Raw genomic sequence first — 13,323 nt, 5'->3', positions numbered from 1 at the left:
ATGGCGCTGCGGCTGCGCCCGGCTGTGTCTCCGGGCCGCTGCCAGCCCCGCTATCGTTTCTGACGACCCAACGCTGCCATGCAAACCGTTCTCGCTTTTGTCGTCGCCCTCTGCGTCCTCATCTTCGTGCACGAGATGGGGCACTACCTTGCCGCGCGCGCTTGCGGGGTGAAGGTGCTGCGCTTCTCGATCGGCTTCGGCCGTCCGCTGCTGCGCTGGATTTCCAGGGGCAGGGACCGCACGGAGTGGACCGTCGCGGCGATTCCGCTCGGCGGCTACGTCAAGATGCTGGATGAACGGGAAGTCGATCCCCAGCGCGAAGCGCCGATCGATCCCGCCGAACTGCCGCGCGCGTTCAACCGCCAGCCGGTCGGCAAGCGCTTCATCATTGTCGCGGCAGGTCCGCTGGCGAATTTCGCGCTGGCCATTGTCCTGTATTTCGGGTTGTTCTCCGGCGGCATGCGCGAGCCCGCGCCGGTAGTGGCCGCGCCGGCGGCCGGCACGGTGGCTGCGCAGGCGGGCCTCCGCGAAGGTGACCGTGTGCTGTCGCTCAGTGCCAATGACCGCACCGAGCCGGTCCGCTCCTGGAACGACTTGCGGATGGCCGTATTTTCAGAAGGTTTCGGCGATGCGCGCGCTGTGCTGCGCGTGCGCGGCGCGGACGGCGCCGAGCGCGACGTTACCCTGTCGCGCCTGCCGAATACCGGCGGGAATCCCGAGCAAGACCCGCTTGCCACGCTCGGCCTGTTCCTCAAGGGCGGGCCGGTGACGATCACCGAGGTCATGCCGGATTCCGCCGCTGAACGCGGCGGCCTGAAGCCGGGTGACCGCGTGGTGGCCTGGCAGGGCAAGCCGCTGACGCAGGCCAGCGAGCTGATCAAGGCCGTGCGCAGCCAGCCCGGCCAGCAGGTCACGCTCGGGATCGAGCGCGGTGGCCAGCGCCTGGAGATTCCGGTGACGCTGGACACGAATCCCGCCGCGAAGGACGGCGCCGGCAGCGCCGCGGGACCGACCGGCAAGCTGGGCGCGGCGCTCAGCCAGGCGGTGCAGATGGAAACGGTGCGCTACCGGCCGGCCGAGGCGTTCAGCCGGGCGGTCGGGCAGGTCTGGAATACCAGTGCGTTGTCGCTGAAGCTGCTTGGCAAGATGCTGGTCGGGCAGGCATCGCTGCAGAACCTGAGCGGGCCGCTGACCGTGGCCGATTACGCCGGGCGCGCCGCAAACCTCGGCTGGCAGGCCTTTATCAGCTTCCTGGCGCTGGTCAGCGTGAGCCTTGGCGTGCTGAATTTGTTACCTATTCCGGTTCTGGATGGGGGGCATTTGCTGTATTATTGCGTGGAATTTTTGACTGGCAGGCCCGTCCCAGACCACTGGCAGGCAATGCTGCAGAAGGTTGGCATCGCCTGCATCTTGCTCCTGACTTCGCTCGCTTTGTTCAATGACGTCAGCCGAATGTTTCTGGCACACGGCTAGAAACACATGTCGGCGCAGGGGCGGTCGTGTCATCGACACCGTCGCCCGGGACGCTATTGTCAGGCGCAGCCCGACGAAGCATCGGAGCGCAATCCTGGATGGAATCAAAGAGGGGATCAAGATTGATCAGACATAAGCGCATTTCGCTAGGGTTGCTGGCGAGTGCCGTTATTTCCGCCTGGAGCCCGGCGAGCTGGGCCGCCGATCCGTTCGTTGTCAAGGACATCCGCGTTGAGGGCCTGCAACGCGTGGAACCGGGCACCGTGTTTGGCTATCTCCCGGTCCGCGTCGGCGAAACGTTCACCGACGACAAGGGCGCCGACGCCATTCGCGCGCTGTACAACACCGGCTTCTTCAAGGACGTGCAGATCCGTGCCGAGGACGGCGTGCTGGTCGTGCAGGTGGAGGAGCGGCCGGCGATCTCGCAGCTCGAGTTTGTCGGCATCAAGGAATTCGACAAGGACACGCTGCGCCGTTCGCTGCGCGCTGTCGGCGTTGCCGAAGCCCGCTACTACGACAAGGCACTGATCGACAAGGCCGAGCAGGAGCTCAAGCGCCAGTACGTGGCGCGCGGCTACTACGCGGCTGACGTACAGACTACCGTGACGCCGGTCGACCGCAATCGCGTGTCGGTGGTATTCAACGTGGACGAAGGCCCGGTCGCCAAGATCCGCCAGATCAATATCGTCGGCAACAAGGCCTTCAAGGAAGGCACGCTGCGCGACGAGATGCAGCTTTCCACGCCGAACTGGCTGTCCTGGTACACCAAGAACGACCTGTATTCCAAGCAAAAGCTCACGGCTGACCTGGAAGCGCTGCGCTCGTACTACCTGAACCGCGGTTACCTCGAGTTCGCGATCGAATCGACCCAGGTGTCGATCACGCCGGACAAGAAGGACATCTACCTGACGCTGAACATCAAGGAAGGCGACCAGTACAAGGTGTCGGATATCCGCCTGGCAGGGGAGCTGCTCGGCAAGCAGGAGGAGATGGAGAAGCTGCTGCAGCTGAAGAAGGGCGATATCTTCTCGTCCGAAAAGCTTACGCAGAGCACCAAGTCCATCACCGACCTGCTGGGTACCTACGGCTACGCATTCACCACGATCAACCCGCAGCCGCAGATCGACCAGGAGAAGCGTGAAGTCGCGCTGACGCTGATGGTCGACCCGGGTCGTCGCGTCTATGTGCGCCGCGTCAACGTGATCGGCAACAGCAAGACCCGCGACGAAGTGGTGCGCCGTGAAATGCGGCAGATGGAAAGCTCCTGGTTCGACAGCGAGAAGCTTACACAGTCGCAGGCGCGTATCAACCGTACCGGCTACTTTACCGACACCAACATCACCACCGAGGACGTGCCCGGCGCGCCCGACCAGGTCGATGTGAACGTCAACGTGACCGAAAAGCCGACCGGCCAGATCAGCCTGGGTGTGGGCTTCTCGTCCACCGACAAGCTGGTGCTGCAGGCAGGCCTGCGCCAGGACAACGTATTCGGCTCGGGCACGAGCCTTGGCCTGGACGTGAACACGGCCAAGTCGTTCCGCACCATCTCGCTGACGCAGTACGACCCGTACTTCACGGTGGACGGCATCAGCCGGTCGACCGATATCTACTACCGTACGTCGCGTCCGCTGTATTACACCGGCGACCAGGACTACAAGATCGTGTCGATGGGCGGCGGCTTCAAGTTCGGCGTGCCGTTCTCGGAAGTCGATACGGTGTTCTTCGGCATTGGCTACGAGCGCACGCAGGTCTACACCTCGGTGAACACGCCGAACCAGTACACGCAGTGGCTGAAGGATATCGGCAAGGCCAGCGGCGACCCGATCAACAACATCCCGTTCACGATCGGCTGGGCACGTGACCGCCGCGACAGCGCGCTGGTCCCGACCAAGGGCCCGTACACCCAGGCCAACCTGGAAGTCGGCCTGCCGGGCGGCGATACGCAGTACTACCGCGCCAGCTTCCAGCAGCAGTACTTCTATCCGATCTCGAAGGCGTTCACGCTGGCGTTGAACGGCGAAGTCGCCTATGGCCACGGCTACGGCAATACGCCGTTCCCGGTGTTCAAGTACTTCTACGCCGGTGGTATCGGCTCGGTGCGCGGCTACCAGACCAGCACGCTGGGTCCGAAGGACCAGAACGGCAACCCGGTGGGCGGCGCCTCGAAGATGATCGGCAACGTCGAATTCATCTTCCCGCTGCCTGGTTCGGGGGTCGACCGTACGCTGCGCCTGTTCACGTTCTTTGACTTCGGTAACGTGTACCAGGAAGGCGCACCGCTGTTGTTCAGCGACCTGAAGTATTCGACGGGCTTCGGTATGTCCTGGCTGTCGCCCATCGGTCCGCTGAAGATCAGCATGGGCTTCCCGCTGAAGAAGGATGCCACCGACAAGGTTCAGCGCTTCCAGTTCCAGATCGGCACTGCGTTCTGATTCTGATAAAGGATCTGTTTCATGACGACAAAATACAAATTGGTCAAATCCCTGAGCGCCGCGGCGCTTGCCGCCGCAGCACTGTGCGCGGCGGCGCCGGCGATGGCGCAGGAAGCGCGCATTGCCGCCGTCAACTCCGAGCGCATCCTGCGCGATTCCCAGCCTGCCAAGCAGGCCCAGGTGAAGCTGGAGCAGGAGTTCTCCAAGCGTGACCGCGAACTGCAGGACATGGCCCAGAAGATCAAGGGCATGGCCGACAAGCTCGACAAGGACACCGCCGTCCTGGCCGATTCGGACCGCCAGCGCCGCCAGCGTGAAGTGGCCGATCTCGACCGTGAATTCCAGCGCAAGCAGCGCGAGTTCCGCGAAGACCTGAACCAGCGCCGCAACGAAGAGCTGGCCCAGGTGCTGGAGCGCGCCAACCGCGTGATCCGCCAGCTGGCCGAGCAGCGCAAGTACGACCTGATCGTGCAGGAAGCGGTGTATGTGAATCCCCGCATCGACATCACCGATGACGTGATGAAGGCGCTGAACGCCGGCGGCAAGTAAGCCGCGGACGTTTTTTTTCAAGGAAGTACCGCCATGCAGACACCCACACTGGGTCAGCTCGCCACCGAGAACGGCGCGCAGGTTGTGGGTGACCCCGACCTGGCGATCGTCGGTCTGGCGCCTCTGGATCAGGCCGAGGCCGGCGAGCTCTCGTTCCTTTCCAATCCGCTTTACCTGTCACAGGCGCTGGCTTCCCGAGCTGGCGCGGTGATCGTTTCGGCGCAGGACCTGGCGCGCATCCGCGCGGAAGGCCAGGCCGACGGCCGCAACTGGCTGGTGGCGCGCAATCCCTATGTCTGCTTCGCCCGCGTCGCGCAGCGCTTTGATCGCGCTGCCAACAGCGACGCGCGCAGCGGCATCGATCCGCGTGCCAGTGTCTCGCCGGACGCCGTGGTGCCGGCATCGTGCTATATCGGCCCGAACGTGGTGATCGAGCGCGGCGCGCGCCTGGGCGAGCGCGTGCGCATCCTGGCCAACGGCTATGTCGGGGCCAAGGCGGAGATCGGCGACGATTCGCTGATCTACGCCAATGTATCCATCTATCACCAGTGCGTAGTCGGCGCGCGTGCGATCCTGCACAGCGGCGTCGTGATCGGCGCGGACGGTTTCGGCTTTGCGCCAGATATCGGGCCGGCCGGGGTCGAATACGTCAAGATTCCGCAAACCGGCCGCGCCGTGCTGGGCAATGACGTGGAGGTCGGCGCCAACACGGCGATCGACCGCGGCGCCATGGCCGACACGGTGATCGAGGATGGCTGCAAGATCGACAACCAGGTCCAGATCGCACACAACGTGCGCGTCGGGGCCCATACCGTGATCGCTGGCTGCGCGGCTGTGTCGGGCAGCACCAGGATCGGACGTTTTTGCGTGATCGGCGGGGCGGCGAATTTTGCCGGACACCTGACAATCGCCGACCGCACCACGGTATCGGGGGGCACCTCGATTACCAAATCCATTACCAAGCCCGGGGGGCACTTCACCAGCGTGTTTCCGTTCCTGCCGCATGGCGACTGGGAACGCAATGCCGCCATCGTTCGGGGCCTGACCAGGCTGCGCGAACGCGTGGTGCAGCTGGAACGCCGCCTGCGCGGACAGCCCGCCGGGAACCATACCTCACAAGACGAAGAGAAATCATCATGACCGCAGCCGACATCGATATCCGCCAGATCCTCAAGCTGCTGCCGCATCGCTACCCGTTCCTGATGGTGGACCGCGTGCTCGAATTCGATCCGGGCAAGCGCATCAAGACGCTGAAGAACGTGACCATCAACGAGCCCTATTTCATGGGCCACTTCCCCGAGCAGCCGGTGATGCCGGGTGTGATGATCCTCGAGGCGCTGGCGCAGTCCGCAGGACTGCTGACGTTTGGCGCGGAGATGGAGCGCAAGGAAGGCGCGCTGTACTACTTTGTCGGCATCGACGGGGCGCGCTTCAAGCAGGTGGTGCTTCCGGGCGACCAGTTGCACATGAACGTGACGGTGGAACGCTACATCCGCGGCATCTGGAAGTTCAAGGCATTCGCCACGGTGGACGAGAAGGTTGCCTGCGAAGCCGAACTGATGTGCACCGTCAAGCAGGCCGAGTAAAACCCGCTTTCGGGGCGACGGCGCGAACGTCTGGCGAAACCGCCGGCCGCTGCGCGCCGCGTCCTGAGAACGAGTCTGGACCCAGCGGTCCATTGTTGCAAATTCAGACCATAGGACAGGACGTATGACGCAAATCCATCCCACCGCACTGGTCGACCCGAAGGCAGAACTTGGCGCCAACGTTACCGTCGGCCCGTTCTCCATCGTCGGCCCCAATGTGCGGATCGGCAGCGGCACCCGGATCGGCTCGCATACCACCGTCGAGGGCCACACCACCATCGGTGCGGACAACCGGATCGGTCCCTATGCCTCGGTTGGCGGCATGCCGCAAGACATGAAGTACCGCGACGAGCCGACCCGGCTCGAGATCGGCGACCGCAATACCATTCGCGAATTCACCACCATCCACACCGGCACGGTGCAGGATCGCGGCCTGACCAACATCGGCAACGACAATTGGATCATGGCCTATGTGCACATCGCGCACGATTGCAGCGTGGGCAACAACACGGTGTTCTCGAGCAACGCGCAGATTGCCGGGCACGTGGAGGTTGGCGACTGGGCCATCCTCGGCGGCATGAGCGGCGTGCACCAGTTCGTGCGCATCGGTGCGCATGCCATGCTGGGCGGCGCATCGGCACTGGTGCAGGACGTGCCCCCGTTCGTGATCGCAGCCAGCGACAAGAACGGCAACAAGGCCACCCCTCACGGCATCAACGTGGAAGGGCTGCGCCGGCGCGGTTTCGATGCCGGCCAGATCGCCGCGCTGCGCCAGGCTTACAAGCTGCTGTACAAGTCCGATCTCAGCTTCGACGTTGCTCGCAACGAGATAGCCGCCACGCTGGCGCAGGCCGATGCCGGCACTGCCACGCCGCTGCGCGCATTCCTCGATTTCCTCGCCGCGACGCAGCGCGGCATCGTGCGCTGAGACCGGGCCGGACATGATCGACGCCGCGATTCTGGGCGAGATGCCCGCGAGCACCGGAACCCACGGCAGCAAGCGCGGCACCATTGCCATGGTGGCGGGCGAGGCTTCAGGCGACCTGCTGGCCTCGCTGATGATGGGGGGGCTCAAGGCCCGCCTTGGTGATACCACGGAGTACTCGGGCATTGGCGGCAAGCGCATGATGGCCGAGGGGTTCGTCTCGAACTGGCCGATGGAGACGCTTTCGGTCAATGGCTATGTCGAGGTGCTCGGCTCGCTGCGCGAGATCCTGGCTACCCGCCGCGCCATTCGGGAGCAGCTGCTGGCAAAGCCGCCGCTTTGCTTTATCGGCGTCGATGCGCCGGATTTCAATTTCGGGCTCGAAGTGCCGCTGCGCCGTGCCGGCATCCCCGTGGTCCACTTTGTCAGCCCGTCGATCTGGGCGTGGCGTGGCGGACGTATCCGCACCATTGCGCGCGCGGTCGACCATATCCTCTGCCTGTTTCCGTTCGAGCCGGAGATCTATGCCAGGGCCGGCATTCCCGCAACCTATGTCGGTCATCCGCTGGCCGATGTGATCCCGATGGTGCCCGACGTCGCCGGGGCCCGCGCGGCCCTGGGCCTGCCGCCAGGACACCGGGTGGTTGCGGTGCTTCCCGGCAGCCGGCAGTCGGAGGTGCGCAATCTTGGTGCGACGTTCTTCGCCGCCATGGCAAGGATGCAGCGCATGGATGCCAACCTGGCATTCGTGCTGCCGGCAGCGAGTGCCCCGTTGCGGGCGATCGTCGAAGAGTTGCACAAGCAGTACCCGGAGATTCGCCTGACCATTGTCGATGGCAAGTCGCATCTGGCAATGGAGGCGGCCGACGTCGTGCTGCTGGCCAGCGGCACGGCCACGCTTGAGGCCGCGCTGTACAAGAAGCCGATGGTGATCTCGTACAAGGTGCCCTGGCTGACCGCGCAGATCATGAAGCGCCAGGGCTATCTGCCCTATGTGGGATTGCCTAATATCCTTTCAGGGCGCTTTGTCGTGCCCGAGCTGCTGCAGGACGATGCCACGCCCGAGGCACTGGCACGCGAAACGCTGCTGCAGCTCAATGATGAGGGCAACACCGCCTTCCTGTACGAGCATTTCACCAGGATGCACGAGACCCTCAAGTGCAACACCGCCCAGCTGGCCGCCGATGTGGTGGTCGACCTGATGCATAGCCGGGGAGTGGTCTGATGGCCCGCCGCAATGCCGATACGCCGCAGATGGGGCTCGATCTCGCGCCCGCGACGGCTGCCGTGCAGCGCCTGTGCGGGGTGGACGAAGCGGGCCGCGGGCCACTGGCTGGTCCGGTCTATGCCGCCGCGGTCGTGCTCGACCCGGCCCGGCCGATCCGCGGCCTGGACGATTCCAAGGTGCTGACTGCGCGCAAGCGTGAAGAGCTCTACGACAAGATCTGCGAACGCGCGCTGGGCTGGCACATCTCGTTTGCCACGGTTGAAGAGATCGACACGCTGAACATCCTGCACGCAAGCATGCTCGCCATGCAGCGCGCCGTGCACGGGCTCGCGGCCAGCGGCCTGACGCCTGACCTGGTGCAGGTGGACGGCAATCGCTGCCCGCAGGTGCCGTTCCCCGTGGAGGCCATCGTCAAGGGCGATTCGCTGGTCAAGGCGATTTCGGCCGCCTCGATCCTGGCCAAGGTAGCGCGCGACCGCGAACTGCTGGTCCTGCACGAGAGCTATCCGCAATACGGATTTGATTCGCACGCCGGCTACGGCACGCCGCAGCATCTGGCTGCGCTGGCGGAGTTCGGCGCAACGCCGCACCACCGTCGTTCCTTCGCCCCGGTTCGCGAAGCACTGGCCCGCGGGCCGATGCTGTCCTGATCGCCGGGTGCCATGACATTGACACCGTGAAGCATGTAACGTCGCGCGACAACGCGCTGTTCAAACACCTCAAGGCGCTTGCCACCTCCACGCACCAGCGCCGCAAGGCAGGGCAGTCGCTGCTGGACGGCGTTCACCTGGCGCAGGCCTACGTGGCCGCGCTCGGCCAGCCCGTCAGTTGCGTGGTGTCGGAACGTCACTACGATCACATCGAGGTGGCGCCGCTGCTGGGACAGGTCGAAGCGGACCGGCTCGTGGTGCTGGCAGACACGCTGTTTGCGCAGATCAGCGGGGTCGTCAACGGGATCGAGCTGATGCTGGTCATCGAGACGCCGTCCGGCCACCTGCCGGCTAGCATCGATGAGGACTGCGTGATCCTGGATGGCGTGCAGGACGCCGGCAATGTCGGCTCGATCCTGCGCAGCGCGGCTGCGGCCGGCATCCGGCATGCGTTCCTGACCACCGGCTGTGCCTTCGCGTGGTCGGTCAAGACCCTGCGCGCGGGCATGGGCGCGAACTTCCATCTGAATATTGTCGAGCACTGCACGCTCGACTCGCTGGCACCGCGCCTGGCGGTGCCCTTGCTGGCCACCTCGTCCCATGCGGACGCCGCGGTCTTCGATACCGATCTGCGCGGGCCGGTTGGCTGGGTGGTAGGGAATGAAGGGGCGGGCGTGAGCGAGCCCTGGATGGAACGCGTCACACGTACCGTGGGCATTCCGCAGCCTGGCGGGCTGGAATCCCTGAATGTGGCGGCGGCGACGGCTATCTGCCTGTTCGAGGCGGTGCGCCAGCGTCGTCCCGGCGCCTGAATCCCGATCCAGACCCCGGGGCGGCGAAATTGCCGCAGCCCGGGTGCAGAGCTTAGTAGTTGTCGCGATCTACCTTGATTTCCTGCAGGATCGTCGTCGCGATCTCTTCGATCGACTTGTGGGTCGACGACAGCCACTTGATCCCTTCACGCCGCATCATGGCTTCGGCCTCGTTGACCTCGTAGCGGCAGTTCTCCACCGCCGCGTACTTGCTGCCTGGGCGCCGCTCGTTGCGGATTTCCGTCAGCCGCTGCGGGTCGATCGATAGCCCGAAGATCTTGCTCTTGTAGTCATACAGCGCAGAGGGCAAGCGTCCGCGCTCGAAATCATCGGGGATCAGCGGGTAATTTGCCGCCTTCAGCCCGTATTGCATCGCGAGGTACAGGCTGGTCGGGGTCTTGCCGCTGCGCGACACGCCAACCAGTATCACATCCGCCTCGGCCAGGTTTTTATGAGACTGGCCGTCATCATGCGCCAGCGAGAAATTGATCGCCTCGATGCGGTTCTTATAGGCCTCGGTGTCGGCATTCTGGTGGAAGCGGCCGATCGCATGGGTCGACTTCAGTCCCAGTTCTTTCTCGAGTGGCTCGATAAAGGTCTGGAACATGTCCAGGATCATTGCCTTGGCGCGTCGCAGTGCCTTGTTCGACTCCTGGTTGACCAGCGTCGTAAATACGATGGGCTGCACGCCTTCCGCATAAAAAGCCTCATTGATCTTGCCGACCGCAATATGTGCCTTTTCCGGCGTGTCGACGAACGGCATGCGCACTTTTCGGAAGCGCATTTCGAACTGGGCAAGAATGGAGTGGCTGAATGTTTCGGCGGTAATGCCAGTCCCGTCGGAAACGATGAATACCGACCGCACTGCCGGACGATCCACGGCTACAGGCTGGGGTGCCGGCGCGATTGCGGCCTGGGATGCCGGCTGGGAGCCGTCCGGTGTTTCTGGCAGAGACATAAGCAGCTAATAAATTGATTCAATGTTCCGCAGAAAAGTGCGGCGCAGCACGGTAGAATAGCGGCGATCTTTTCGCTAAGCAATTCCGCAGGCGCTGGCCGGTCCAACCATCCAGGGCAGGGATTGTCGACAATGTGCGCTGCGAGATGAAAGCCACGACGCAATTCCCCTGTCAGATAAATGGGGTTGTTTAGCCAAGCGATCCGTCCGGGAACAGAACGCCAACAACATACCGGGCACACGCGACAGGTTTCTTACTTTGTTTTGAGGCTTTCATGACTAACCAGGCAGATAACGGCGCCTACGTGTTGCCGTTCGAGCAGTTGCGTATGGCGGATGTGGAAATCGTCGGCGGCAAGAATTCGTCGCTCGGCGAGATGATTTCCCAGCTGGCGGAAGCCGGCGTCCGTGTTCCCGGCGGCTTTGCCACCACGGCACTCGCATTCCGCGACTTCCTCGCCCACAACAACCTGACGGCACGCATCTCCGAGCGCCTGAAGGCGCTGGACGTTGACGATGTCAAGGCACTGGCCGAGGCCGGCGCCGAAATCCGCGGCTGGGTTGCCAATGCCCCGTTCCAGCCCCGCCTGGAACAGGAAATCCGCGACCACTACGCACGCGTGTCGGCCCGTGAAGGCGCCGAAGCTTCGTTCGCCGTGCGTTCGTCCGCCACCGCGGAAGACCTGCCCGACGCTTCGTTCGCCGGCCAGCAGGAGTCCTACCTGAACGTCAGCGGCATCGATGACGTGCTGGACAAGATCAAGCACGTGTTCGCCTCGCTGTACAACGACCGCGCCATTTCCTACCGCGTGCACAAGGGCTTTGCCCACGACGTGGTGGCCCTGTCGGCAGGCGTGCAGCGCATGGTCCGTTCGGACCTGGCCGCTTCGGGTGTGATGTTCACCATCGACACCGAATCGGGCTTCCCTGACGTGGTCTTCATCACCTCCAGCTACGGCCTGGGCGAAACGGTGGTGCAGGGCGCGGTCAACCCGGACGAGTTCTACGTCTTCAAGCCGACCCTGCAGGCCGGCAAGTACCCGATCATCCGCCGCTCGATCGGCTCCAAGCTGATCAAGATGGAATTCACCAAGCCGGGCGAAGCCGGCCGTGTGAAGACCGTGGACGTGCCCACCGAACTGCGCAACCGCTACTCGATCACCGATGACGACGTGACCGAACTGGCGCGCTACGCCATGATCATCGAGAAGCACTATGCGCGCCCGATGGACATCGAGTGGGGCAAGGACGGCAAGGACGGCAAGATCTACATCCTGCAGGCCCGCCCGGAAACGGTGAAGAGCCAGTCCGCCGGCAAGGCCGAGCTGCGCTTCAAGCTCAAGGGCACCGCACCCGTGCTGACCAGCGGCCGCGCCATTGGCCAGAAGATCGGCACCGGTCCGGTCCGCGTCATCAACGATCCGTCCGAGATGGAACGCGTGCAGCCTGGCGACGTGCTGGTGGCCGACATGACCGACCCGAACTGGGAACCGGTGATGAAGCGCGCGTCGGCCATCGTGACCAACCGCGGCGGCCGTACCTGCCACGCGGCCATCATTGCCCGTGAACTGGGCGTGCCGGCCGTGGTCGGCTGCGGCGACGCCACCGATGTGCTGAAGGACGGCACGCTGGTGACCGTGTCGTGCGCCGAAGGCGACGAAGGCCGCATCTACGACGGCTTGCTCGAAACTGAAGTGACCGAAGTCCAGCGTGGCGACATGCCGGAGATCGACGTCAAGCTGATGATGAACGTGGGCAATCCGCAGCTGGCGTTCGACTTCGCGCAGATCCCGAACCACGGCGTCGGCCTGGCCCGCCTGGAATTCATCATCAACAACAATATTGGCGTCCACCCGAAGGCCATCCTCGACTATCCGCAGGTCGATGCCGACCTGAAGAAGGCCGTGGAAAGCGTGGCCCGCGGCCATGCCAGCCCGCGCGCGTTCTACGTCGACAAGCTGGCCGAGGGCATCGCCACCATCGGCGCGGCGTTCTACCCGAAGCCCGTGATCGTGCGCCTGTCTGACTTCAAGTCGAACGAGTACAAGAAGCTGATCGGCGGTTCGCGCTACGAGCCGGATGAAGAAAACCCGATGCTGGGCTTCCGCGGCGCCTCGCGCTACATCGCCGACGACTTCGCCGAAGCGTTCGAGATGGAATGCAAGGCCATGAAGCGCGTGCGCGACGAAATGGGCCTGACCAACGTCGAGATCATGGTGCCGTTCGTGCGTACGCTGGGCCAGGCTGCCAAGGTCATCGAGCTGCTGGCCAAGCACGGCCTGAAGCGCGGCGAAAACGGCCTGCGCATCATCATGATGTGCGAGGTGCCGTCCAACGCGATCCTGGCTGAAGAGTTCCTGCAGTACTTCGACGGCTTCTCGATCGGCTCGAACGACCTGACGCAGCTGACGCTGGGCCTGGACCGCGACTCCGGCATGGAGCTGCTGGCCAAGGACTTCGATGAACGCGATCCGGCGGTGAAGTTCATGCTGTCGCGCGCCATTTCGACCGCGATCCGCCTGAACAAGTACGTCGGCATCTGCGGCCAGGGTCCTTCGGATCATCCGGACTTTGCCGCGTGGCTGACCAAGGAAGGCATCAAGTCGATCTCGCTGAACCCGGATTCCGTGGTGGAAACCTGGCGCCTGCTGGCATCCTGAGGCATTTCGCGTCACAATAAGCAAACCATAGCCGGTGCCCGTCGGGCGCC

At 63.9% G+C, this 13,323-nt stretch carries 11 protein-coding genes; 10 read left to right on the top strand and 1 reads right to left on the bottom strand.

What is annotated here, in order from left to right; all coding sequences use genetic code 11:
* Window positions 1-78 precede the first annotated feature (78 nt).
* The 9 genes from rseP to RM96_RS02385 all read left to right on the top strand — a co-directional run bounded on the left by rseP (window position 79) and on the right by RM96_RS02385 (window position 9,655).
* On the top strand, window positions 79-1,473 hold the full coding sequence (rseP, locus tag RM96_RS02425) for an RIP metalloprotease RseP (RefSeq protein WP_039007242.1): 1,395 nt from the start codon (window positions 79-81) through the stop codon (window positions 1,471-1,473).
* A 98-nt stretch (window positions 1,474-1,571) separates the two neighbouring features.
* Window positions 1,572-3,905: an outer membrane protein assembly factor BamA gene (bamA, locus tag RM96_RS02420; protein WP_193752377.1), complete on the top strand. Its 2,334-nt coding sequence runs from the start codon at window positions 1,572-1,574 to the stop codon at window positions 3,903-3,905.
* Between the two features lie 21 nt (window positions 3,906-3,926).
* A complete protein-coding gene (locus tag RM96_RS02415; RefSeq protein ID WP_039007238.1) occupies window positions 3,927-4,454 on the top strand; it encodes an OmpH family outer membrane protein in 528 nt (175 codons plus the stop codon).
* Between the two features lie 33 nt (window positions 4,455-4,487).
* Window positions 4,488-5,594 (top strand): UDP-3-O-(3-hydroxymyristoyl)glucosamine N-acyltransferase, encoded by a 1,107-nt coding sequence (gene lpxD, locus RM96_RS02410; protein WP_039007236.1) that lies wholly within the window; start codon window positions 4,488-4,490, stop codon window positions 5,592-5,594.
* Window positions 5,591-6,040, top strand: coding sequence for a 3-hydroxyacyl-ACP dehydratase FabZ (gene fabZ, locus RM96_RS02405; RefSeq protein ID WP_039007234.1), 450 nt, complete (start codon window positions 5,591-5,593; stop codon window positions 6,038-6,040). The genes lpxD and fabZ overlap by 4 nt, the downstream gene beginning before the upstream one ends.
* A 124-nt stretch (window positions 6,041-6,164) precedes the next feature.
* The gene (lpxA, locus tag RM96_RS02400; RefSeq protein ID WP_039007232.1) at window positions 6,165-6,968 is read left to right on the top strand and encodes an acyl-ACP--UDP-N-acetylglucosamine O-acyltransferase; all 804 of its coding nucleotides are present in this window, start codon (window positions 6,165-6,167) and stop codon (window positions 6,966-6,968) included.
* Window positions 6,969-6,981: 13 nt separating this feature from the next.
* A complete protein-coding gene (gene lpxB / locus RM96_RS02395) occupies window positions 6,982-8,190 on the top strand; it encodes a lipid-A-disaccharide synthase (RefSeq protein ID WP_039007230.1) in 1,209 nt (402 codons plus the stop codon).
* Entirely contained in the window at window positions 8,190-8,843 is a 654-nt protein-coding gene (rnhB, locus tag RM96_RS02390; RefSeq protein ID WP_039007228.1) for a ribonuclease HII, read from the top strand. The genes lpxB and rnhB overlap by 1 nt, the downstream gene beginning before the upstream one ends.
* A gap of 26 nt (window positions 8,844-8,869) precedes the next feature.
* Complete coding sequence (locus RM96_RS02385) at window positions 8,870-9,655, top strand: TrmH family RNA methyltransferase (RefSeq protein WP_039007226.1); 786 nt, start codon at window positions 8,870-8,872, stop codon at window positions 9,653-9,655.
* Between the two features lie 52 nt (window positions 9,656-9,707).
* Here RM96_RS02385 and ppsR read toward each other — a convergent pair whose 3' ends face one another.
* Window positions 9,708-10,613: a posphoenolpyruvate synthetase regulatory kinase/phosphorylase PpsR gene (gene ppsR / locus RM96_RS02380; protein WP_039007225.1), complete on the bottom strand. Its 906-nt coding sequence runs from the start codon at window positions 10,611-10,613 to the stop codon at window positions 9,708-9,710.
* Window positions 10,614-10,888: 275 nt separating this feature from the next.
* Here ppsR and ppsA point away from each other — a divergent pair, with 275 nt between their 5' ends.
* A complete protein-coding gene (gene ppsA, locus RM96_RS02375; RefSeq protein WP_039007223.1) occupies window positions 10,889-13,273 on the top strand; it encodes a phosphoenolpyruvate synthase in 2,385 nt (794 codons plus the stop codon).
* The last annotated feature ends 50 nt before the right edge of the window (window positions 13,274-13,323 follow it).

Origin of the sequence: Cupriavidus sp. IDO (assembly GCF_000812465.1) — a bacterium.
GTDB lineage: Bacteria > Pseudomonadota > Gammaproteobacteria > Burkholderiales > Burkholderiaceae > Cupriavidus.
This window is presented reverse-complemented; position numbering and strand designations above follow the sequence as displayed.

What these genes read in the sequence shown, in the direction of transcription:
- rseP (WP_039007242.1), top strand. Translation starts at nt 79, where the DNA reads ATGCAAACCGTTCTCGCTTTTGTCGTCGCCCTCTGCGTCCTCATCTTC.
- bamA (WP_193752377.1), top strand. Translation starts at nt 1,572, where the DNA reads ATGGAATCAAAGAGGGGATCAAGATTGATCAGACATAAGCGCATTTCG.
- RM96_RS02415 (WP_039007238.1), top strand. Translation starts at nt 3,927, where the DNA reads ATGACGACAAAATACAAATTGGTCAAATCCCTGAGCGCCGCGGCGCTT.
- lpxD (WP_039007236.1), top strand. Translation starts at nt 4,488, where the DNA reads ATGCAGACACCCACACTGGGTCAGCTCGCCACCGAGAACGGCGCGCAG.
- fabZ (WP_039007234.1), top strand. Translation starts at nt 5,591, where the DNA reads ATGACCGCAGCCGACATCGATATCCGCCAGATCCTCAAGCTGCTGCCG.
- lpxA (WP_039007232.1), top strand. Translation starts at nt 6,165, where the DNA reads ATGACGCAAATCCATCCCACCGCACTGGTCGACCCGAAGGCAGAACTT.
- lpxB (WP_039007230.1), top strand. Translation starts at nt 6,982, where the DNA reads ATGATCGACGCCGCGATTCTGGGCGAGATGCCCGCGAGCACCGGAACC.
- rnhB (WP_039007228.1), top strand. Translation starts at nt 8,190, where the DNA reads ATGGCCCGCCGCAATGCCGATACGCCGCAGATGGGGCTCGATCTCGCG.
- ppsR (WP_039007225.1), bottom strand. Translation starts at nt 10,613, where the DNA reads ATGTCTCTGCCAGAAACACCGGACGGCTCCCAGCCGGCATCCCAGGCC.
- ppsA (WP_039007223.1), top strand. Translation starts at nt 10,889, where the DNA reads ATGACTAACCAGGCAGATAACGGCGCCTACGTGTTGCCGTTCGAGCAG.